This window comes from Cohnella silvisoli, from assembly GCF_021190915.1.
GTDB lineage: Bacteria > Bacillota > Bacilli > Paenibacillales > Paenibacillaceae > Cohnella > Cohnella silvisoli.
Genome location: NZ_JAIOAP010000020.1, coordinates 115465 through 137360, shown reverse-complemented (window position 1 = coordinate 137360; position 21896 = coordinate 115465). Strand labels below are relative to the sequence as shown.

Genomic DNA, 21896 nt, shown 5'->3' with positions numbered 1-21896 from the left:
TCGGCTTTTCGGAGTTCCGGAATAACCTGCCGTCATGAATCTCAACTGCCCGGCTGCCTGAGCGAAACTCCCCCAGGTTATGTATGTTTAATCACATTAGATTATAATACCATTATTAAACACTCCCGCCACCTGCGTTGTAGCTCTGAGGTGGGGGATTCTTGGATAATCGGGAGGAATCGCAAATTGAATCCGAATATTCACAAACACGAAAAAGGGACCACGTTCCACTAGAACTTGGTCCCTCCACAGTTACTTATTCAACCGGCGATGTTGAACGAATACAAGGCCAACTTTACTTCTCTTTCCTTATCGTAATCGTTACAGTACCGATATTAGAAATTCCGATACCATCATCGGCCTTGAATTTTATCGTGTCTTCTCCTGACACTCCCTTATTCTTGGGCGTATAAGTAAATGTCCCGGACTCCGCATCGACTATCGTGGCTGTACCCTTTTTTCCGTTTGCCACAATGCTGTATCTAAGCGGATCTTGATCGGCATCACTGGCATTAAGCGTGCTGCTGATAGGCGTATTTCTCTTCGTGCTGAGCGCAGAATCGTGAGCGACAGGTGCCAGATTTGCCGTAACTTCATCTATGACGAACAGCTTTCCTTCGCCCGGAGCAAAGTCGGCGGACAAATTACCCGTGAACCTGTTGTAATTCGTGACGACTTCCGTCCCGGTTGTTTTGGATACTTCTTTGACCGACTGCGGTTTACCGGGAAGCATGAAGGCGATATTTTGCGAATTTGTGCGATCCTTGTTGACGACCATCACATATTTCCGTGCGACAGCATCGATGAAGGAACCGATAACCGTCGATTGTGCCGGATTTGACAACTGCCAATAGAAATTTCCCGGGAGAGCGGTCGTGGAAACCGGCAGGGTCGGACCGGTATGATACACGGCCTGCGAATTCAGCTTCAATAATGTCGGACCCAGCTTCAAGACGTCCGCGTTAGCTGCTTTTGCATAGTTGTACTTGTCCGTTCTATTACCGTTGGCATCGACAATCCCGTTATCGAATTGTTCCCCCCACTCATTCGGCGGCGTCCAATATGTGAAATAAATCAATCCTTTAACTCCATACGCAAGGTTCGAGTAAATTTGATATCGCATATCAGCTTCCGTTGGTACCTTCATTACATTCGCTAACCCGACACTTTGGATATTTGACCAAACGTCAATTCCTTTCTCGACGGAAACTTTCCTCATCGCTTCAAGTGTCGGATAATAGCTGGAATGAATCCCGTATTCATCCAAGCCTCCATCTATTCTATACGGATAAGCGTCAAACGACAGTACATCCGGATGGGTGTCCGCCCACCGTCTCACGATAGACTCATACTCTTTAAGTGATTTGTCTTCTCCATTAATGGCAAACCACCAATCCGAGTTAATCGGTTGACCGGCTAAATAAGCCGTTCCTTCCTCCCAGTCTTCACCGATAACCGACCGAATAACCCAACCTATCTTTTGGTCGCCGCCTCCGTTATGTGTCAGTTCGAAGTAATACATTGTATTCGGACTGACATTGGCATTATTGAAAGGGAACGTTGCCCAGTAAGAGGTTGGCGCGGTTGAAAGCGTACTTTCCGCAATCTTGGTCGCTTTCGCGGGGGAGTCCCACAACGTAAGCGTCAATGCTTCGCCGGCCCCCCACGAACCGTTGTCTATCCATAACTGAAGAGAAGTTATGTTATTTATGTCTCCCGTTCTGAACGTTTGACCGATCGAACTCGTCGGAGTTACGTCGTTTCCATCTAAATTCTTATCCGAAACAGCGCCGGCTCCCGCCAAATTCACGTACACCATATGATCCGGATCATATGATTTCAACTTGTTCGTTACCGTGTTCAGATTTGCGAACAATTTGGGTGACGGCTCGTCGTATAATAAATATCCGAGAAGCGCGGGATTCGATTTGTAATAATCGGTCAGCGCTTGCAAATACGTATCCGAAGGAATTTCCGTTGCGGAAAGACCCGCTTTCCAATGAATCATGTTCATTTCGAACAATAAATCTCCGGGCTGTTGTATTCCATTTGCATAGAGCGCGCCATCTGCATACTTGTCGCTGCTGGAAGCTTTAACCGGGATGCCGCTCACCGAATCCGTCGTTAATTCCAGATAATACGTCGTATTGATGTTTTCCAGCCATTTATTGATTTTGAATTCCGGATACGGCACTGAAACCGGTCCGGAAATGCTCGCGGCGCCGATGAGCGTGTTCTTGCTCGGGCTGTCGTACACGCTTAGCGTCACTGTAACATTGTTCATCAACAGGGACGAGTCTACTTGGATCGAGACATGCTCAATATCCCACTTTTCCTGAGAGTTAGGAGTCTTAAACGTCTGACCGATCGGATGATCTTTATCCAGCATCACGTTTAGGTTACCTTGTCTCTGGTAGATCAGCTCAGTTTTATTCCAACGGGTTCCCAGGTCTTCGACCAGCACCTTCAACCCGTTGACGGCAGCCTTCTCCAACAGCCACTTATTGGCTCCAAGCGTTTTCGTATCCTTTCCCGTTACGACGAAATTCGCATTCATATCGCGTATTTCCGCATAACGGGTATCCGTTCTTTCTTGGGCGGGCGGCTGATAGAAAATCCCGATGGGAAATTCATTCAGAGCGGAGGACGATTCCGCAAATACGGTACTGCCGGAGCTCAATCCTGCCATGACTGTGAAGCCTAGCAAGCAAATCCACAAGCTCGCTCGTTTCATCTTTGTTCCTCCTGTTCAAGTGATTTAACCGCTTACATTTCCACTAATAAGGAAATTGCGAATTTTCCCGATTCGGCTTTATGAGCCTGCTTTGTTCACTATTACCTGTAACCTTGCCTTGTTAGAAACGCATTGCCCAAGCAGCACATCTTCCTCTGTAAACACCGCCATCACAATCTCTCTCTCGATGTAACGCTCTCGGTCATATACGATATATATCGTGCCATCTTCTGCCTGCACGCCGTCCGGATAGGATACATTCGATCTATCGTCGAGCAGCAAGTATCCTTGCCAAGTTGCTCCTTCATCTTCCGAAAGCATGGCTGTCAAATTGTTTCTCCCTATATACCCGTTATGATTAATGAGAAGTAAACGCCCGGATCTTAATCTGCGAATAAAAAAACGGGAATTCGGCCCTTCGATATTTGTTTTACTCCCGGCACTCCACGTTTTCCCACGATCCAATGAGACACTTTCGCCAATTCCGTCATAAAGTCGGACCAACATCCAGAGGCTGCCGTTATTACGCTCCACGATCATATGCTCGTCAAAGCACCTGTTTGGAATATTCGCATTTCCTAGGATGGAGAACGTTTCTCCTTGATCCGTTGAACAAATCACATTGGAAAAACGTTCTTCGGCTATAACATTAAGATCGGAACTCTGACAATCCCAAATTGCCGCCGGAAGCAACCATTCTCCTGTAGTCAATACGGTGGGCTTATTCATCATAATTCCGTTGGCAATCCGCCGCGGCTCGGACCATGCAGGTATCGTGCTTTCCGGGGTTGTGCAGACCGCTGCCCATACACCGCAGCGGCCATCGAACCAGCCATAACTTTGCGCCCAGAATAACCAAAGCCTATCTTGAGGATCGCACCACAAACAAGGATCATAAGCTCTTACCTGTCCCGGAGGATCGATGATCAATAGCGGTTTGGACCATGTTTTCCCGTCATCGTCACTATTCACCAACACCACATAATTGTCCGGGCCCTCGTCAGTTCCCCCGCTGTAGAAAGTCACCCACAGCCGACCGTTCCGCGATCGTTCGATACCTGGAATACCCTGCCATTGTCTTGTATTATCCGCATATGCAGGCCCAGGTGCCGTGTCCGGCCGAACCGGCTGCAAGGCTAAATCCTTACTTTCATAATCGGTTCCATTCATAGCGGCACTCCGTTTTTATTTTTTGTTTATACTCACGTACCAATCGTTAACTTCCTTCGTCATTTGGTCCCCTCCGGAGGACTTCCATTTCGATACGAAATCATCAAACGAATCCAATGGCGCTTTGCCGTAGATGATTTTCGTAAATACTTCGGTTTCCATCTTCTTCAGCGCTTCCATCTTGGACACCATCGTCGGAGTGTTTGCTCCGGTAAAGGAGTTCTTGATTTCAAACGGGATCTCCTTTTGAATAATGGATCCTGGTATATGAGCGGCTTTATACTGCATGCTGTTCAACTCGTAGCCGTCTCTTGGCTCCGCTCCGGTAGCTAAGTAAGCAAGAGTTTCCACGTTTTTCTCCGGAACGTTTGGAGCGTTATTGCCGATCAGCAATTTGTCGATGCGATACTCCGTGGAAACTTTCGGTTTACCGTTTTCCATGACGTAGTCGAAACCTTCTACGAAACCGTTCTCCACATTGGAGCCCTTCAAGTGCAGATTGGCCTCAAGCAGTTTGTTCAGGAATACCGTAATCGCTTCCGGGTGTTCCGCGTTTTTATTGATTAAGTACACGCCAAGCAGCGCGTCGCTTCCGTTAAATCCCGGCTTGCCTTCGGGACCCTCTGGCAACATCGTCGGCAGCATGGTGGCGCCAGGCACGTTCTTCTGAAGATCGGGCAGCGGCCAAATCGGCAGCCAGTAAGGCCCGTTAATGATTCCCGCTTTACCGGATGTAACTAACTCCACTTCTTTACCGGCATCCTTCGAAGCGAATTCGGGATCCAGGTATCCTTTCTCATACCAGCTTCTAAGCTTGCTTAGGGCTTCTTTGGCTCCGGGCTGAATGGATCCGTATTGGAGACTGCCATCCGCGGTTTTAATCCAATAGGTCGGCACGGTACCATACGCGCCGAATATCCATCCCGTCGAGGCAAAGGTTTCTCCCAGCAAGCTGTATTTCGTTGCAAGCGCCAAACCATACGTATCTTTCTTGCCATTACCGTCAGGATCCTGATTCGTGAAGGCATCCATCACCTTCTCCAGATCGTCGATCGTTTTCGGCTGCTGCAGGTTAAGCTTCTTCAGCCAGTCCTCGCGGATATAGAGAAGGGGGGCATTGCCGAACGGATCGTACGTCAGCGGAATGCCGTAATGCTTGCCGTCCTTCATTGCAAATGTCCACAGCTCCGGATGATTCGTTAAGATGTCTTTGTACTTGTCGGAAGCGTATTTGTCGAACACTTCGTTGACATCCATGAAATTTCCGGTTTCGATGAGGCTTGCAATGAGGACACGGCCTTTGTCGTCCGCCGGAACAAATACGACGTCCGGCAGTTGTTCGCCGGAGGAAAGAGCGAGCCGCATCTTGGTTGCACAGGCGTCATTTTCCCAAGGACTAGTCCAAGAATACTTGAAATTGATGCCCAGATTCGTTTTCATCCACTCGGTAGCCACATTTTTCTCGAACGTATCGCCGTCTTTGAATTTGGTATCCTTACCGTAACATCCCCATGTCGTCACCGTGACCTCGGGGTCAAACTTACCGTTTTTCAACGGGGATTCTTCTTTCTCAACACTAGCTGTGCTGCCGGTTTCCGTCGGTTTCGAGCCGGTGTCCTGTCCGCCGGAGGTTTCGTTCTTACCGCTGCATGCCGCCATAACGCTCATGACCAGCACAAGGGCAAGAAAGGTAATCGCCCATCGTTTCCTCTTTGCCATCGTTTACTCCCCTATCTTCCAAAGTTAATAGTTACAGGATTACTGTACCGGATAAGGGTTGGGACGAAATAGAAGAATTCCTTTACATTTGCTTATAATCTTTTTTCCTACCCTTCCTTATCTCCCCGATATTCTTGCGGGGTCACGCCGAAAAATTGCTTGAATACCTTGTTAAAATAAGGCGTATATTGATAGCCTAACTTCGATGTGATCTCATAGATTTTCAAATCCGTATTTTTCAGATAATAAGCCGCTTTTTCCATCCTCAACCGATACAAATAGTGACTCAGTCCCTCGCCCGTTTCGATCTTGTATATACGTGAAAGGTAGGATGGATTCAGGTTCACATGATCGGAAATGGCCTGCAATGAAACGTCTTCCGCAAGCCGCCTGCCCACATATTCCTGAACCTGCCGCACGAGCGAGCTGCGCGAATCTTTGTTTTCCCGCTCCAAACCTTGCCTCAGAAGCTCCAAGACGTTTATGCACCAAGCTCGCAGTTTGGCCGGGTTACGCGATGAATTCGCGTTTCCGTAGATTTCCGTATCCATCCCCATCACCTCGTAGAGATGGTGGCCGTTTTTATGAAGAATATAAGCAAGCGAGGAGGAAATGGCCCAGAATATTTCAAGTCCATGCTCCTCGGAATATCCGCCGAGCGACTCCCATTCCTGAAAGACGTCATCTAGCTTGGACCTTGCTTCGTCCCATCTACCCAACTCAAACAAATAGTTAAACGTAGGGGATTCATACAAAGAGCTGACATTGCGAATACGCCCGGGAACCTCATTTTCATCGATGTAGGAAAAAACAAGCCCTTGCTCCGTACCGATTTTATTGCGGAAAAACGACAAAGCAACGTCATATGCCTTTCTCACATCCGCGGGAAATTGTCCCCAAGGACCGGCCAGCACGGAAATACTCCCTTGTAAACATTTCTTGACGTTGTTCTGCATTTCAGTTGCCAGCTTTTCCGCCAGCTTCAGGATATAGGACTTGGTAGGCGCCTTCTTCAAGGTTTGTTCGATTCGATCCGGTTCTGGCCTTACCAGAAATACAAGGTATTCGTACATGTCCTTGCTGTGCCATAGACGAAAATAGGGGTCAAACACTTCTTCCGCTATATTGGTGATGGAAAACTCCATCAAGGACAAATCCTCAGGCTCGTAATGTTGAAATTCACTCTCCAATCTCACCAGCATCATGATGAAGTCTTCTCCATCCCGGAAAGGGAGCTTTAATGCGTCTGCCTTTTTGTCGATCGCTTCACCGGCATACTTTTTTCCTCTCAGCATATTGTTCAGCAAGTTGCTTCGCAGGGAAGGCATATTTTCCTGGAGCGTGTAGAGCGCCGTCTGATAGGAGTAGCTCGTCTGCCACTCTTTTTCTTTCCGTTCGATTACGTTGCGGAGCGTATTCAGGACCCGTTCGTTACGAAAAGGTTTGACGATGTAATCCGCAGCCTGAATCTCGATGGCATGCTTGGCATATTCAAAATCGGAATATCCGGACAGAAAAATGACATCGGTATGCTTCCACCGGCTGTGAATTTCCTGCGACAGCTCGATTCCTGACATCTCGGGCATGCGAATATCCGTTATCACGATATCGATCGGATACCGGTTCAGAATCTCGAGCGCTTCGTTCCCCGATGATGCTTTATGAAGCATTTCTATGCCCATATCCTGAGCTGAAATGATCATTTCCAGACTGTCCGCTACAGATGCTTCGTCATCAACTATCAATAATTGGTACATTCGGCTTCATTCCCTTCTTTCATAGTGACCAGTAAAGCCGAACACCTAGTCCACCGAGCTCGGAAGCGAAGAAGATCAGCCCGGCATTATGGCCAAACTCAAGCTGCAGACGCTGATGCACGTTCCATAAACCGCAACCCATCTCTTCGCTCAGCGGTTGGCTAAGTGTCGACTGCAACTCTCTCATTTTCTCAAGGGACATGCCCTTCCCATCATCTTCCACCGTCAGAATGAATTGTTGGTCATGCTTTTCTGCTGTAATCGTAAGCATACCTGCCTCTACTTTCCCTTCAATCCCGTATATAACCGCGTTCTCTACAATAGGCTGGAGCATAAGCCGCGGTACCTGAAGCTCCAACATTTGTTCGGGAACGGAAACTTCATACCGGAACTTGGGTGTGCGCAACCGCTGAATGGACAAGTAATGATCTACAAATTGCAATTCGTCCCGCAGCGCTGCCAAGCGGTTTTCCGAACGTGTCGCATATCTGTAAAAATCGCCCAGGTTGACGGCCATCTTTTCCACCGCCTCTTCGTTTCCAAGGGTTGCCATATTTTTAATAAAGCTTAGGCAATTGTATAGAAAATGAGGATTGATCTGCGATTGGAGCTGCTTTAACACCGCATCTCGTGACCGCAGTTTCTCCTCGTAGACGTTCTCTATAAGCTTCTTCATCTCCGCAGCCATATCATTAAAGCGCTCGAACAGGAAATCGAACTCCGAATTTTGTTTCCCTCCGATTCTGGCGGAATAATCCCCTCTCTTCAGCTTTTGCACCCCCCGGACAAGCTCGCGAATCGGAAATTGTACATGCCGGTAAAACATGGCGGTAGCAATTACGCCCATAAGAAAAAGCATGGTTATGGATATGTAAAAAATAATTCGGCTCGTTCGTATGGGGGAGAAAGCTTTTTCCAAGGGATAGTAGTCTACCAAATACCACTTAAGCATCGGGGAATAGATCGTTTGAATAACGTAACGGCTTCCTCCGATCGATATTTCACTGCTTTTACCCCCATTGTCGGCTGGCTGCTCGCCCAAAACATTAGCAATTTCCCGTATGACCGGATCATCAGCGCTTCTGTTTAGTATGGTACCCGCTTGCGGATTGTAAAAGAACGGATCACCTTGGTTGCCGAACTTGAACTGGTCAAGCATGGTCTGAAGACTGGAATCCGGAAAGCTGACGTCGATGACAAAATCGGCAGTCTCAGGCTGCTCCCAAGCATTATCCGGCACAACCAACCGATACCTAAAACCTGGAACTCGATTGTTGTTGATTTTGGTTTGCTGGTGTACCCAACCTGCCCTATCTGCGTGAGTGGTAATGGCCTCCTCGTCGCTCTCCTGCCCTCCTGTCGTAATCATATCTTTCGTCTGCGGAACGTATACGGTGATTTGGTTATCCCATTTATTCGACGAGCTGAGCATTTGAACTTTCTGATAAAGACTATTCACTGTCTTCACCTTATCGAAATAATCGATGCCCAGATTAATGACCTGAAGCTCAAGCAAACTCGGGTCGCGGCTGATTTGTCCGGCGGAAAACGTCATGCGGTCAACATTAGCTTCTACCTGAGAGAGGAAAAACGCCAAACGCCCCAAAGCGGAGTTTTGAATTTCCCGTTTTGTATTGCTCTCCGAAACTTTGTTGAAATAAATGTATAAAGTCATGACAGGTAACAGCAGCACGACAATTAGGACGATCATTTTCCGAAAAATACTCCCCTTGAACTGCATGGCCCCTCCCCATTGGTACTTCACCTCAACAAAACGTAAGAAGAGGTAAAGGATTTCTTATATCAGCCCGTTCCTGATTACTATTACAATAATGAAAGTCGAGAAGATGTAAAGAGAATTTTGTTGGAGGAATGTGCTGTGAGGTTGGAAAGACATGTAAGATCCGCACGAACCACATGGATTTTTGACGCCATGTTATTGCCCGCTGTTTTCCTGACCCTTCTTTTTGCCTATTTACCCATATTGGGATTGGTATCGGCATTTCAAGATTATAAACCGTGGCTTGGTTTCTTTCGATCGCCGTGGGTCGGTCTCGATCACTTTCGATATATATTCGAACGGGAAGACGGGCCGCAGGTTATCTGGAATACACTGGCTATCTCCGGAATGAAAATCGTCGCCGGCCTTGCCGCACCGCTGTTCTTCGCCTTGCTCCTAAACGAAGTGCGGCAGATGTGGTTCAAACGTACAATTCAGACGATCGTGTATTTACCGCATTTTTTATCCTGGGTCATATTCAGCGGCATTCTGCTCGATATATTGTCCGTAAACGGAATCGTCAATAAAGCATTGGTTACTCTGTTCCACATCAAACCAATCGCTTTTTTGTCCGACGGCACCCTCTTCCGCTTTATCGTCGTTGTGTCCGATGTATGGAAAGAATTCGGCTTTGGAACAATTGTGTTTTTGGCTGCTCTGGCAGGAGTAAATCCCGCTCTTTATGAAGCTGCGGAAATCGATGGAGCCAGCAGATGGAGGCAGACCTTGTACATTACTGTTCCGTCCATCATGCCGATTGTCGTCGTACTGCTGACCTTATCGCTTGGGAACGTGCTAAACGCAAACTTCGATCAAATCTTTAACATGTATAGTCCGATCGTCTATGACAAGGGTGACATCATTGATACGTTCGTGTATCGCATCGGGATTTTGAATGGGGAATTAAGCTTCGGGGCGGCGATGGGAATGTTTAAATCGGTGGTCGGATTGATTCTAATCCTATCGGCTTATCGCGCTGCCTTAAAATGGGCTAACTATCGGATCTTCTAGGGAGAGAAATAAAATGTATTATAAATCGAAGTCATATCAGGCCGCCTACTTGCTCATCATTGCATTTCTTGCAGCCTTAACCATTCTTTGCATATTGCCCATGATACATGTGTTGGCTGTCTCGTTCAGCGGGAAAGCTCCTTCCTCCGGCAACCTTGTCTTTCTATGGCCTAAAGAGTTTACTGTGGATGCCTATCAGAAAACGTTTGGCAACGAACGATTCATCCGTTCGCTACTCATTTCCATTGAGCGTTCCGCGCTTGGAGTAAGCCTTGGTATGACGATCACTCTACTGACCGCTTACCCGCTGTCCAAATCTAAGAGCTCGTTTGGGCGCCAATCTGTTTACATGTGGTTTTTCGTCATTACGATGCTGTTTAACGGAGGACTTGTCCCTACCTACATCGTGATACAGAAATTACATCTTTTGAATTCCATCTGGGCGCTCATTCTTCCCATGCTGGTCAACGTGTGGAACATCATTCTGATGCTAAATTTTTTCAGAGGGATTCCGAAAGATCTGGAAGAAGCTGCCCTAATCGACGGAGCAGGTCAACTCAGAACATTGTTTTACGTATACCTGCCCGTATCGCTTCCCTCCATCGTCACCCTATCATTGTTTACTCTAGTTACACATTGGAACGCTTGGTTTGATGGCCTGATTTACTTAAGCAATCCAGATAGATGGCCGCTCGCCACCTTGCTGCAAAACATTATTGTCGATTTGAACTTCGCTTCCCTGGCGCTTAATCCGGCGTCTCTGGGAGACATTTCCGACCGAACTGTCAAAGCGGCTCAAATCTTCATCGGTGCGCTGCCAGTGCTGGTCGTTTATCCTTTCCTGCAAAAGTTTTTCGTTAAAGGCGTTGTTATAGGTGCTGTTAAAGAGTAAATACGTTTTCTTCCCTGAGTTGCTAATCATTAATTCAGGCGTTAATACGGTTAACTTTTTAACCTTAACTTTGTTAACTAATTTGTAGAGCACCTTCCGGAATTTTAATTCCATTTTCCAACATGCAAAGTTTTTGCTCGTCGGAAAAAGAAGCAGCTTGCCGTAGGAGTGTTCCTACCGCAAGCTGCTTCTAGTTAGTCTTCGATGATGACCGGCATTCTCTCGATTGCCGGATCCGTGAAGATGTCGAACTCGTCTCGGCTCGTACTGGAAAACTCCGATACGATCGAGCCTTCCGGTCCTCCTTGAAACCAATGCTTTACTCCCGGAGGAATCGTATATTGCTCGCCGGGATGAAGTACGATTTCATTAAACACAGTGTAGCTGGCCTTGCTTCCAGGGGGAATAGCCGCCTGGATATTCGGCGTCGGCTCCCCTTCTACGTACAGGAACACGCTGCCCCAACGGCAACGGAAAGTTTCCATCTTGCCGGGCTCCCCGTTCACTGGAGGATGAAGATGCTCGGGACACGTTTGCCGCGGAAAAAGTACGAGTTCCTTCGCACAGTAGCGGTCCGTGTTGACGTAAGTAATCAGTTCGAGGCCTTGCTCTTGCAGATTCCCAAGCCCAAATCCCGCTACCTCGATGTTCTCGCGTTCCCCGGCAGTCAGTACGATGCCGGCACGGGCAAACAGCTCAGAAGCAAGTTGCTGCGCCTGCCTTACTTCGCTTCGCAATATCGTCATACGGACTTCCCCTCCGCTTCATCAGGCTTTTTTTAACTCCCATATTCCGTGTTTGCTTTCATAAGACCATTCCGGCAATGAGAGAGCCGCTTCGCGCTGCTTCCAACCCGATGCGATCCGTCGCTGGACATCGGACCAGCTCGGTATACCGCTTACCGCATCTGCTTGCTCCACATTGCATGCTCCCGTGCCTACCGCAGCTAGCAGCACTTCCTCAATCGCAAGCCCTTTGGCCAAACCGGCAAGAAAACCGGCTATCGTACAGTCTCCCGCTCCAGTCGTGCCGACTACATCCACCTTATAACAAGGAGCGAGCAGCTCCCGGTCTTGCCAGGCAACCGCTCTTTCCTCATTCGGCGCGCACAAGCCCATGCCCAGCAGACGATCCCGGTTTGCCGTTGTCCGCAAGTAAAGGCCATGCTCCCCTAGCTTTAATCCGACTAACGCAGCACCCATCCCTATCAATTCTTCGGAGAGCGATCCAAGCAGCGGACCATCCGCGAATGCCAGCAACTCGGTTGTTCCGTGAAGCACGGACAACTCGCGATATTTGTCTGGACGAAGCATATATAAAATTTCTTCGAAACTCGGTAGAAACACATCGACGAAAGGAAGTACGCGGGCCAAGATGGCTTTCCAATTTGCCTGTCCGGCTGGCGAATCGGGGTCCGGCCGCGCCAGATCGAGCGATATGGTCAGGCCTTGAGCCTTAGCTGCGGATAACAGACGTTCCAGCTCGGCACCCTCGTCTTCATACATCTTGCGCATAAGCGGCGGGTAGCCGAAATGGAACAGCCTTGCTTCCTTCAAGGAAGCGGTAGATACATCATCCGCAGTAAAAGTGTCGTTCGCCCCGGTACAGTGCAGGAAAATCCGATCCACCCCAGGCGGACTGATGACAATCGTATAAGAGCTATGCTCGTTCGGAGCCACGATCATGCCGTCAGCCAACTCTTCGCCGTAGCCCTTCAGAATTTTCAATATCGCATCGCCGAAAAGATCGTCCCCTACCTTGCCCATGAGTTTAACCGGAAATCCAAGCCTATGCAAGGCGAGGCCCGTGTTGGACACGGCTCCGCCGTTGGACAAATGCGCCGGCCCGATGTCGACCAGTTTACCGGGAACAAGCAGTTCTACGATGCTTTGGCCTTGTTTGCTGCCATGTATTGCCGGAATAACGTCGAGACAAATATGACCGGCTATTACGATTTCGGCAGCGGTTGTTCGGGCCCCGCTCACGTGAAGGATCCCCAGTCAACGACAGCCGTTCCACCCGTTCTTTGAGATTCGAGAGCTGCCGTAAAGAGGCGATGGCTGCCGGCTGCTTCTTCAGGCAACGCGCAGGTGAATGGCTGAGACATGCCTTGGGTGCCATGCACAACTTCATCGCAGAAGGCAGCCCACATTTGCAGGATGGAATCCGAGAAGCCGAATTCGAATATACCGCCCGTAATCGTTCCGTATGCGGATTTGTAAGGCGCGTCTACGACATGCCAAGCCTGTTGCCCGCCTGGCTTGTAAGGAAGAGATGCGACTTGCTTAGGGTTCTTCGTCGTGAATTCTGCGGATAATTCGGTTCCTTGGACCCGGATAAACCACGTATTCGCATGACCCGGCGCAATCCGTTTGGTGGACAGCACCATCGGGAATTGCTGGTCTCCCGTCTTAACGTCGCAAGCCAGAATCGCATTGTCCCATGTCTCGCAAGGCGCGGTTCCGCCTTTGCCGTCCGGGCGTTCTTCAACGATCTTGGAGAGCAGCGCTCTCACGTTAGCCGGTTTCCAGCCGAAGCGGAGCGGCAGATGAAGCACATGAAGCCCGAGATCGCCCATGCAGCCGTATTCCCCGTTCGTGGCGATGCGGCGCTTCCAATTGATCGGCTTGGTCGGATCAAGATCGCTAGAGTGCCAGAAGCCGGCTTCAACTTCGATGATCTTGCCGAACTTGCCTTCGTTTACCCATTGAACGATCTGCTGCGCGCCCGGATAAAACGGGAATTCGGAGGAGCTGCGCACAACGACCTGAGGGTTCGCTTTAATCGCTGCCGCAATAGCTTCGTTCGCCTTCCGGTCGATGCCGAACGGCTTCTCTCCGAGAAGATGCTTGCCGGCCTTAATGATATCGATATAGATTTGCTCGTGTAAGTTATGAGGAACCGCGCAGTAAATTGCCTCCACCGAAGGGTCAGCCAGCAAATCCTTGTAGTCCGTGTAGGCTTTCTTCACGCTTGGGACGTTCTCTTCAAACCACTGCGTTGCCGCTGGCATAGCGTCGCACACCGCCACGATGCGCGGTTCGAAATCTACGCCCGTAAGATGGCACCAACGCGCCGCTGCGCTTGCGAATTCCTTGCCCATCAGCCCGCAGCCGATGACGCCGAATGGAATGATTTTTTTCGCCATTAGACTCGGCCTCCCTTCAGAATCGCCAAAGCTTGCTCGGCAGCAGCCCCTTCATGGACAATGCTCATTAAAGCGGATGTCATTCCGCCCGGATTAGGGTGTTGGATAACGTTGCGACCGTATACGATACCGGAAGCTCCCTGCTTCATTAATTCCACCGTGCGGTTTACGATCTCCTCGTCGCTTGCCCGTCCGCCGCCTCGAACCAAGACGGGAACACCGGATGCTACCTCAATTACGCGGTGGTACTCGGTCACGTCGTCTGATGGATCGGCCTTAATTACGTCCGCGCCAAGCTCCACGCCTTGTCGAACAAGCGGCATGATCTTGCGGATATCCCCATCTACCATATAACCGCCTTTTTCTTCATTCGGAAGCATGACCAGCGGTTCTACCATAAGAGGCATTCCGTATTTCTCGCATTCCGATTTAAGGAGCGTAATATTGCGCACGCATTGGTGATGCAATTCCGGTTGGCCGGGAAGCAGCAGCAAGTTAACGCAAACCGCGACGGCATCCCACCGAACGGCTTGCTCGATCGCACGATCGATTAGCTCGCTGAACAGAAATCTTGGCAGCACATTCCCGTATATATTGGCAGCGTCGGTTCTCAGCACGAGTCCAGGCTTCTGTTTACCCGGAATTTCTTGCAACAGCTTTGCCTGACCCGTACTCAATTGAATGCAATCCGGTCCCGCTTTAACGACCGTTTCGATCGCGCCCTTCATATTCTCTATGCCTGCCAGAAAGGAATACTCATTGAAGAAACCATGATCTATGGCAACGTCAAAGCATTTCCCTTGGGCACTGAACATCCGATTCAATCTGGCTTTCGTAGACATTTTAACGACATCTCCTCTGTTTTTCGTTTCGCAAATATGTTTGTTTGTAACATAATAGTATAACAAAAGAACATTTTAGTCTATGAAATACGAAAATATTAATTATAAAATGAAAAATGGTTGTTATAAATTAACATGGCTCAACATGGCGGAGACGCCCTATTTTCTTCCGCGGCGCCTGTTTCATATACAAAGGAAAGCCCTCCTCATATTAAGAAGGGCTCCCGCTCCTATCCACTATTTCTTGAATCATTCCTCAGTATAATCGCTCTACATAAATCCCGTTTACGGCCGCCTCATCTGTTTGACCTTGGAAATCCACATTCAATTGCCCATCCGTAACCGGAACTTCGAATTGATAAGTTCTCCCTTTATCTTTGCCGCCTGAAGTGCGTGACCACATGACTTTATAGATATCCAACCCGGATAAAATATCCTGTCCTTCCGCTTTTACCGCGAACAGCCTTTGCGCAGTTTGTGTTTTTGCGATTTCCGCAAAAGCGAGACTCACGCGATACGTGCCATTGGATACATCGAACTTATAACCGAAGGAGCTGCCCTTGCGGATGGATTGATAAACTGTTGCTGGAAATGAATAAACCGTTCCGTTATTCCAGACTGCTTGCGTATTCGCAGTTGATGCGGTCGTCGTTGTGCCAACATAGCCCCAAGTAGAACAAGATGGACTGCCATATGCGCAATCAGCCGCCCAGTTCCCATTCGGATCGGTTACGGCGCCTCCGCCGGAATTAATTCTCTGCGCATATCCGTTAACCACATTAACCGTCAACGTCAAAGTATCTCCGAAAGAGCCAACCAGATCCTGCATCATCTTGTATTCCATCGTGTACGTACCGGGGGTGGAGGGCGCCTGCAAGGAAAACGTGAATTGTTTCCTTTGATTTTGCAATATCGTTTCGGCGTTATTTAGGTACACCCTCTGGTCCGCATTGCTGTTGCTGAAGCCTCCATCCCTGAATTCCTTGAGGATGAATTGGTTGTTCGACATCGTTCCAAGGCGGTAGAAACTACCTGCCGTCCAAAGGCTGCTGCCCCTGTTCATGACTTCCACGTTCACCTTCTGAATGGAATTCGCCGCCATCGTAAGCGAAATATCATGATTCGTAAATACCGCATCGTTACCGCCATTAACCACATTAACCGTAAAGGTATATTTTTTCCCAGACCAGCCTGAACCTTCATGTACCATTTCTACCGAGAACGTTCTCGGTCCTGTCGTTGATCCGGCATTAATATTAAAAGTAAATGATTTCGTTTGTTCAGGACCGATCGATTCCCCGTTCTTGAGAAACACACGCTGGTCCGTCGCGTTGTTGGAAATCCCGCCATCGCTGAAATTACTGAACATAACCTGGTTAGCGGGTCCGGAAATAGAAGCGCCCAGACGGTATGAATTTGCAGCGGTCCATGTCTCTGTTCCGGTATTTTTAATGCTAACCGTTACCTTGGCTGAAGAATTCGCGTTCATGTACTGCGGAACCACAGAGCCAACGAGCTCGGCATCGAACCCGCTTCTTCCGGAAGGCACAACCGTGATTTCCTTCTCGACGGGAGAACCGAACCACGCTACCCCGTCATGGACCATTTGGGTGGAGAAAACATATTTCCCCCTCTTCGCGGGCGCTTGGATGCTATATGCGAAAGTTTTACTGGAACCCGGAGCGATGGAATCCCCCGGGGCCAAATAGACCCGCTGGTCTGTCTCCGAATTGCTGTAGCCCCATCCCGATGAACCTGTCCAAAGAATTTGATTCGGCGCTATTTTCTTATGGGCGAGCACCCTCTGAACAGCCCCGAGACGAATGTTGCTGGCTGCGGTCCATGTCGTGCTGCCAACATTCTTAACCGTTATCGAGACCGTACCCGTCGCCCCTTCCGCAAGTGTGCTCGGTACCGTAACCGAAGTGACGATCGCTTGGTCGCCCGTTGCCGGTACGACGGTGACTTTACGGGTATATTCGGTTCCCATCCACGTTACACCGTCACGGACCATTCTTGTGCCGAGCGTATAGCTATTGGTCGTCGAGGTGGTTGGCGCAGTAACTGTAAATTTGTAAGTTTTCGTAGCTTGAGGAGCAACGCTTTCCCCGGCGGAAAGACGGACGCGTTGATCGGTCACGTTGTTCGAATAACCTCCATTCAGATTTTTCCAGATGAACTGGTTGCTCAGACCCGCTCCGAACCGATCGCTCGTCGTTTCCGACCATGTATTGCTGCCTACGTTCCTCGCCGTAACTGAGACATCGTAATCCTGACCGGATACCATGACGTCCGGCACGTCAACCGACAGGACGATGGCATCATTGGCTTGATTATGCTTGGCCTGGCGAATCAGAGAAAAGAACGTGAACGGATCCACAGCTTCGAATTGATCCGAAGGATAGTCGGCCATGATTTTGTTGTTTACCTGTTCGATGAATCTCGGCGTTGCCCAAGAGGAACGGACTTCGATAAAGTTGGGTGCCGACCCCGCGTTGCCGAAGCTAGCGGCGGTAGCATGCAATCTTGATGCGGCCGTATTGATATCGAATCTGAATATGTCGGTAGTAATCTGAGTGACCGCCATATTTCCGCTGCGTACATCGGGTATCGGACCGGCTATTTGCCCCATCCACGCTCCCATACCGTCCGCGCTAAATTTCGAATATTGCTGTTCCACGGTCGAGGACAAGGCCCCCGCGTTGCCGTTTAATACAAACCCGGACATCGTATACCCGGTACGTTTGTATAGCTGCTCGTTCCACTCCGTCCAAACGGGCAGTTGAGCCGATGTCAGATAACCCGGGTTCATATATCCGCCTGCGGAAGCGCCGGCGATGAAGAAGTCGTTCGGCGTAGCTGTATCGTATAAGTATTGGGCGATATCCGGATAATCCCTTGACATGTTCGGAACAATCCCCCAAGCCAGCGGTACAGTTCCCCTTCGGTCATCTTCCCATAGGCGAGGGAATGTTTGATGTACCGTACCGCCATCGTGATCGCCCATCATATACATGACATACGTTTTATTTTGCAATGTTTTTCGCGGAGGCGATTGGGGTGGATTCGTCAAATCCTTCCCTACCGGCGCCCAAGTATGGAAGGACGCATTACCATATCCGACAATATCGATAATGCTAGTTAAGTGCGCGTTGTAACCCGAGAAAACCTGCAAGCTCCCCCATTCCCCTGCTATCGCATCGTGTTGGGACCTGCCGTCTCCGCTCGGGGAATCCTGCGCTCCCGTAAATGTTGAATATTTATCCCACCAAGGTACGAACCCGACAATCTCGATTGGCCAATATTGACCGTATTGGTTATACGCCGATTGAAGAATAGCTAGGAGCGTGTCTCTATCTTTCGAGGCGGGGCTTGCCTCCGGAGCGTCGCTTGGAGCTTCGTCTCCCCACGGGGACAGATCGAAAGCAAATGCCTTGTTCTTGACAAGATAGTCCCGTTCTACTGTGTAGCCCTGCGTCCGCAGTCCGGAGTTTTCACGCGTAAACCCATCGCCGATATAGGCAAGCATTCCGGGATTAGCTTTGCCCGTATCGAGGTAATTCACCTTTGCCCAGTTATAAGCATCCGTCTTGGAGTTCACTCCGGTAAACTTTCCCGTCAGATTGCATGGACCCGTTAACGGCGATGCCGTACATGTATTCTTGACGGTCAGATTATTGGGAGAAGAAGTCAGTTGCGAGTATAAAGCTCCTCCCGACATCACGATGGGAGCGCCTTCAATTCCCGCTAAAGTTGTCGCTACGTTGACCGTAGCATCTACTTTTGGATCCCAAACGATCAAACCTTGGATATCGCTGAGGAAAGTATTCACGAGAGTATTGATATCGGGAATGACCGTAATGTTAGCTTCGCTTAGCCATTGTCCCGGCTGATGAAATTTACTTAACCAATAAGGATTAATATTCTTTGTCTCCCAATGGGTATCATCGTGTGCGTAACCCGTTAAGTCATTCAAGATTGGAGTATAATGGTAATTGCGTAAGTAAAGCCTTGGTCCCTTCTGGTTGACGATGCCCTGAAGGGTTCCGAAGAACAAGTTCATATCATACCAATCCGCGCGGTCCAGAGAATTCTCGTAAGCATCCAGATCGAATACATAGATCGTGCTGCCTAAGCTGCTTGCCGCTTTAGCTTCAGGCAAGAACTGGCTCGGAGCGAAAGCAGGTATAACCAAAAGCAATGCAAGTAAACAAATAACGGATAAGCGAAAACGTTTCTTTGTCATGAACGTTGCCTCCTCATCTTAATTGCTATTGCTTGCTCTAGGGTTGAACAGCCCTAGGCTGGATCTGTTCGAGCCCGATGATATCGGACGCGCCATAAATCGTAACCGTCCGGCTCTGGCCGGGCAGCAAATCGAAATACTCATCCGATAACCTCAAGTGGTCCGATAGGCCGAAGTGTACCGCATGGGCATATACGTCGCTGCCAACCGTAAATTGGATGTCTTCTTTCAGCCGAATAAAACCGCGGACCGTTAATGTCGGAGAAGCCAGATTCAGATCTCGGACGGCTCCTTCTCGGAGGACGGCAGGCAAGACCTCAGTTGCCGCAGTATTCGTCCCTGGGGTGACGAACCAACAACCCTCCTTCCGATTTGTTTCCTCTTTGGCGAACTCCAACGCAACACCTCGGGAGTAGGCTGGCAGGCCGACGCTGGTTTTGCTGGTGGAACGAATCCGTCCGTCAAAAGAAACATAACCGTACTCCAACTCGCACCGAATGTCTTTGCCCGTCTCGTTGATTCCGATCACTCGAATATTCCCATCAACCTCCCTTGCGATTAAGGTTACGGGTGCGCAGGCGCGCTTCACGAAATACCAGGAAATTTTCCGCCGCAATTCGTAATCGATGACGCTCCATCCAATTTCCCCCCAGCAATCGTTGTACATCCAGAACAACCCGCCGGAGCAATCGGTTCGGTAACGAAACGCCTCCAACGAATACCCGTACATCAAGCCCTGGCAGAGACCGGCATATAGCAAATAGCGGTCAACATCCAATCCGCCGGCATCCGCATAGTGCATCTCGATTCCTGCCGCGACCGTGTCCTTCTCGAACAGGTTGTTATGTAATTGCCAGATGCGCCCTTCACGGTTGAAGGGCTCCCCGGCATGGAATCGCTCGATGGTCGATTTGCGGCAAGGCCCGATATAACCATACTCGGACACGAATTTAGCATTCCAGCCATCATATCTTTCGGGCGTAATCCGGTTAGCCATTTCCGGACTCATCATCGCGTCGAACCAATAGTGGCAATCCCCTCTATCCTCTCCGTTCGGATGCTCTCCTCCATACGGTGAACTGTTCCAATAAGGGATTTCCGGACAATTGCGGCGCACGATTCGTGGAGCTAGTTCGTTATAGCAAACGGCCCCGCCTACAAAGCTTTCATCAGGATTGGCAGCCTTCCACATATCGAAATTCCAATGATTTTCGTTATTTCCACACCATAGAACGAGGCTTGCATGGTTGCGAAGGCGGCTCGTCTGGTACTCCATTTCCTGACGGACTTCCTCTTGAAACCACTCCAGATCGTCGGGATATAATGCGCATGCAAACATAAAATCCTGCCAAACCATAATCCCGTTCCGGTCGCACGCTTCATAGAAGGCATTCTTCTCGTACAATCCTCCGCCCCATACGCGCAGCATGTTGAAATGGGCTTCCTTGGCTTCTTCAACCAAAGACTTGTATTTCTCTTCCGTTATTCGGGCATACACGGAATCCGCCGGAACCCAATTTCCGCCTTTGCAGAAGGTTCGAACCCCATTAACATGAATGGCGAACAGCCGCTCGTTTTCGTTAACCGGGTTCTGATTCAGTTCTATTGTCCGGATACCCATCTCGAAGCTTGGATAGCTAGCGGTATGGCCACCCGTCGAAACCGATACGAATACTGTGTACAAATCCGGACTCCCCATGTCGTTCGGCCACCATAACTTAGCCCCGGTTAGCGTATACCGGAAATCTACGAAGTTTAATCCGGAATGCAAGGGCATCGATTTCGACAAGGTGAGAATACTCTCGCCCGCAAAAGAAAGTCTAATCTCAACATGAGCCTCTATCGAGGCAAAAGGATGAAATTGCTCCACCTCCACTTCGAACCGAATGTTGGCTTCGTTCGCTCCCCCCGAATTATCCCCTCCTTTACCAAGAGATACGGATTCCGTAAAAGCATGAACCTGGCGGATGGCTAGGTCGTCATATGCTGCCAAATAGACATCCCCTACGATACCGCACGTCGCTACCCTCGGCCCCCAGTCCCAACCGAAGCCGTATTGCGGCTTACGGGCGAAGATACGCCGAATGTCGCCGCGATTGTGCGCCTTCTCCATGCCCACTCTATCCTTGAACCGAGTCATGTCTTCTCCGTCATACGCCTCTAAACCTGAGGTCACCCGAACGAGAAGCTCGTTATCGCCTTCCCTCAATAACGACTTCACTTCTTGGCGAAAAGGGTAAAAAGCGCTGCGATGATGACCCAACATGATCCCATTCAAGAAGATATCCGCTTCCGCATCCAACGACTCTAGCACCAGCTCCACCCGGTTCATAGAGCACGTCTCAACGGACGGGCGGAACGTCTTCCGAAACCACCAAGACTTGTGCTCCGTCCATTCGCAATCGAAGAAATGATCTTTGACAAGCGGTTCTTCGATGACTCCCGTTTCGATCAACGGCATATGGATATCGCAAGGAAGGGAAGCTTCCATCCACCCGTCCGTTCTTCCAGTTACTTCACCGTGGCGATCGGCTCCCCAGCTCAGATCCTCGAAGCAGACTGCCCAGCCATCGTTCAGCGTCATTTTGTACATAGGA

At 49.5% G+C, this 21896-nt stretch carries 13 protein-coding genes; 2 read left to right on the top strand and 11 right to left on the bottom strand.

Annotated elements, in window-relative coordinates:
• Window positions 1-295: 295 nt before the first annotated feature.
• From K7P76_RS28915 to K7P76_RS28895, 5 genes are all read right to left on the bottom strand, one after another.
• Window positions 296-2734 (bottom strand): Ig-like domain-containing protein, encoded by a 2439-nt coding sequence (locus tag K7P76_RS28915; protein WP_232189546.1) that lies wholly within the window; start codon window positions 2732-2734, stop codon window positions 296-298.
• Between the two features lie 78 nt (window positions 2735-2812).
• Entirely contained in the window at window positions 2813-3904 is a 1092-nt protein-coding gene (locus K7P76_RS28910) for a sialidase family protein (protein WP_232189545.1), read from the bottom strand.
• A gap of 15 nt (window positions 3905-3919) precedes the next feature.
• Window positions 3920-5623: an extracellular solute-binding protein gene (locus K7P76_RS28905; RefSeq protein WP_232189544.1), complete on the bottom strand. Its 1704-nt coding sequence runs from the start codon at window positions 5621-5623 to the stop codon at window positions 3920-3922.
• Between the two features lie 107 nt (window positions 5624-5730).
• Window positions 5731-7380 (bottom strand): response regulator, encoded by a 1650-nt coding sequence (locus K7P76_RS28900; RefSeq protein ID WP_232189543.1) that lies wholly within the window; start codon window positions 7378-7380, stop codon window positions 5731-5733.
• A 19-nt stretch (window positions 7381-7399) separates the two neighbouring features.
• A complete protein-coding gene (locus tag K7P76_RS28895) occupies window positions 7400-9091 on the bottom strand; it encodes a sensor histidine kinase (RefSeq protein ID WP_232189542.1) in 1692 nt (563 codons plus the stop codon).
• 222 nt (window positions 9092-9313) lie between these two features.
• On the opposite strand from K7P76_RS28895, the gene K7P76_RS28890 reads away from it, so the two are divergent.
• Window positions 9314-10171: an ABC transporter permease gene (locus tag K7P76_RS28890; RefSeq protein ID WP_232189555.1), complete on the top strand. Its 858-nt coding sequence runs from the start codon at window positions 9314-9316 to the stop codon at window positions 10169-10171.
• A gap of 13 nt (window positions 10172-10184) precedes the next feature.
• Window positions 10185-11063 (top strand): carbohydrate ABC transporter permease, encoded by an 879-nt coding sequence (locus K7P76_RS28885; protein WP_232189541.1) that lies wholly within the window; start codon window positions 10185-10187, stop codon window positions 11061-11063.
• Window positions 11064-11257: 194 nt separating this feature from the next.
• Here K7P76_RS28885 and K7P76_RS28880 read toward each other — a convergent pair whose 3' ends face one another.
• The 6 genes from K7P76_RS28880 to K7P76_RS28855 all read right to left on the bottom strand — a co-directional run bounded on the left by K7P76_RS28880 (window position 11258) and on the right by K7P76_RS28855 (window position 21892).
• Window positions 11258-11809, bottom strand: coding sequence for a D-lyxose/D-mannose family sugar isomerase (locus K7P76_RS28880; RefSeq protein WP_232189540.1), 552 nt, complete (start codon window positions 11807-11809; stop codon window positions 11258-11260).
• Between the two features lie 21 nt (window positions 11810-11830).
• Window positions 11831-13048 (bottom strand): carbohydrate kinase family protein, encoded by a 1218-nt coding sequence (locus K7P76_RS28875; protein ID WP_232189539.1) that lies wholly within the window; start codon window positions 13046-13048, stop codon window positions 11831-11833.
• Entirely contained in the window at window positions 13045-14211 is a 1167-nt protein-coding gene (locus tag K7P76_RS28870) for a Gfo/Idh/MocA family protein (protein ID WP_232189538.1), read from the bottom strand. The genes K7P76_RS28875 and K7P76_RS28870 overlap by 4 nt, the downstream gene beginning before the upstream one ends.
• Complete coding sequence (locus tag K7P76_RS28865; protein WP_232189537.1) at window positions 14211-15053, bottom strand: class I fructose-bisphosphate aldolase; 843 nt, start codon at window positions 15051-15053, stop codon at window positions 14211-14213. The genes K7P76_RS28870 and K7P76_RS28865 overlap by 1 nt, the downstream gene beginning before the upstream one ends.
• Before the next feature lie 256 nt (window positions 15054-15309).
• A complete protein-coding gene (locus tag K7P76_RS28860; protein ID WP_232189536.1) occupies window positions 15310-19299 on the bottom strand; it encodes an NBR1-Ig-like domain-containing protein in 3990 nt (1329 codons plus the stop codon).
• A gap of 37 nt (window positions 19300-19336) precedes the next feature.
• The gene (locus tag K7P76_RS28855) at window positions 19337-21892 is read right to left on the bottom strand and encodes a glycoside hydrolase family 2 protein (protein WP_232189535.1); all 2556 of its coding nucleotides are present in this window, start codon (window positions 21890-21892) and stop codon (window positions 19337-19339) included.
• Between the last annotated feature and the right edge of the window lie 4 nt (window positions 21893-21896).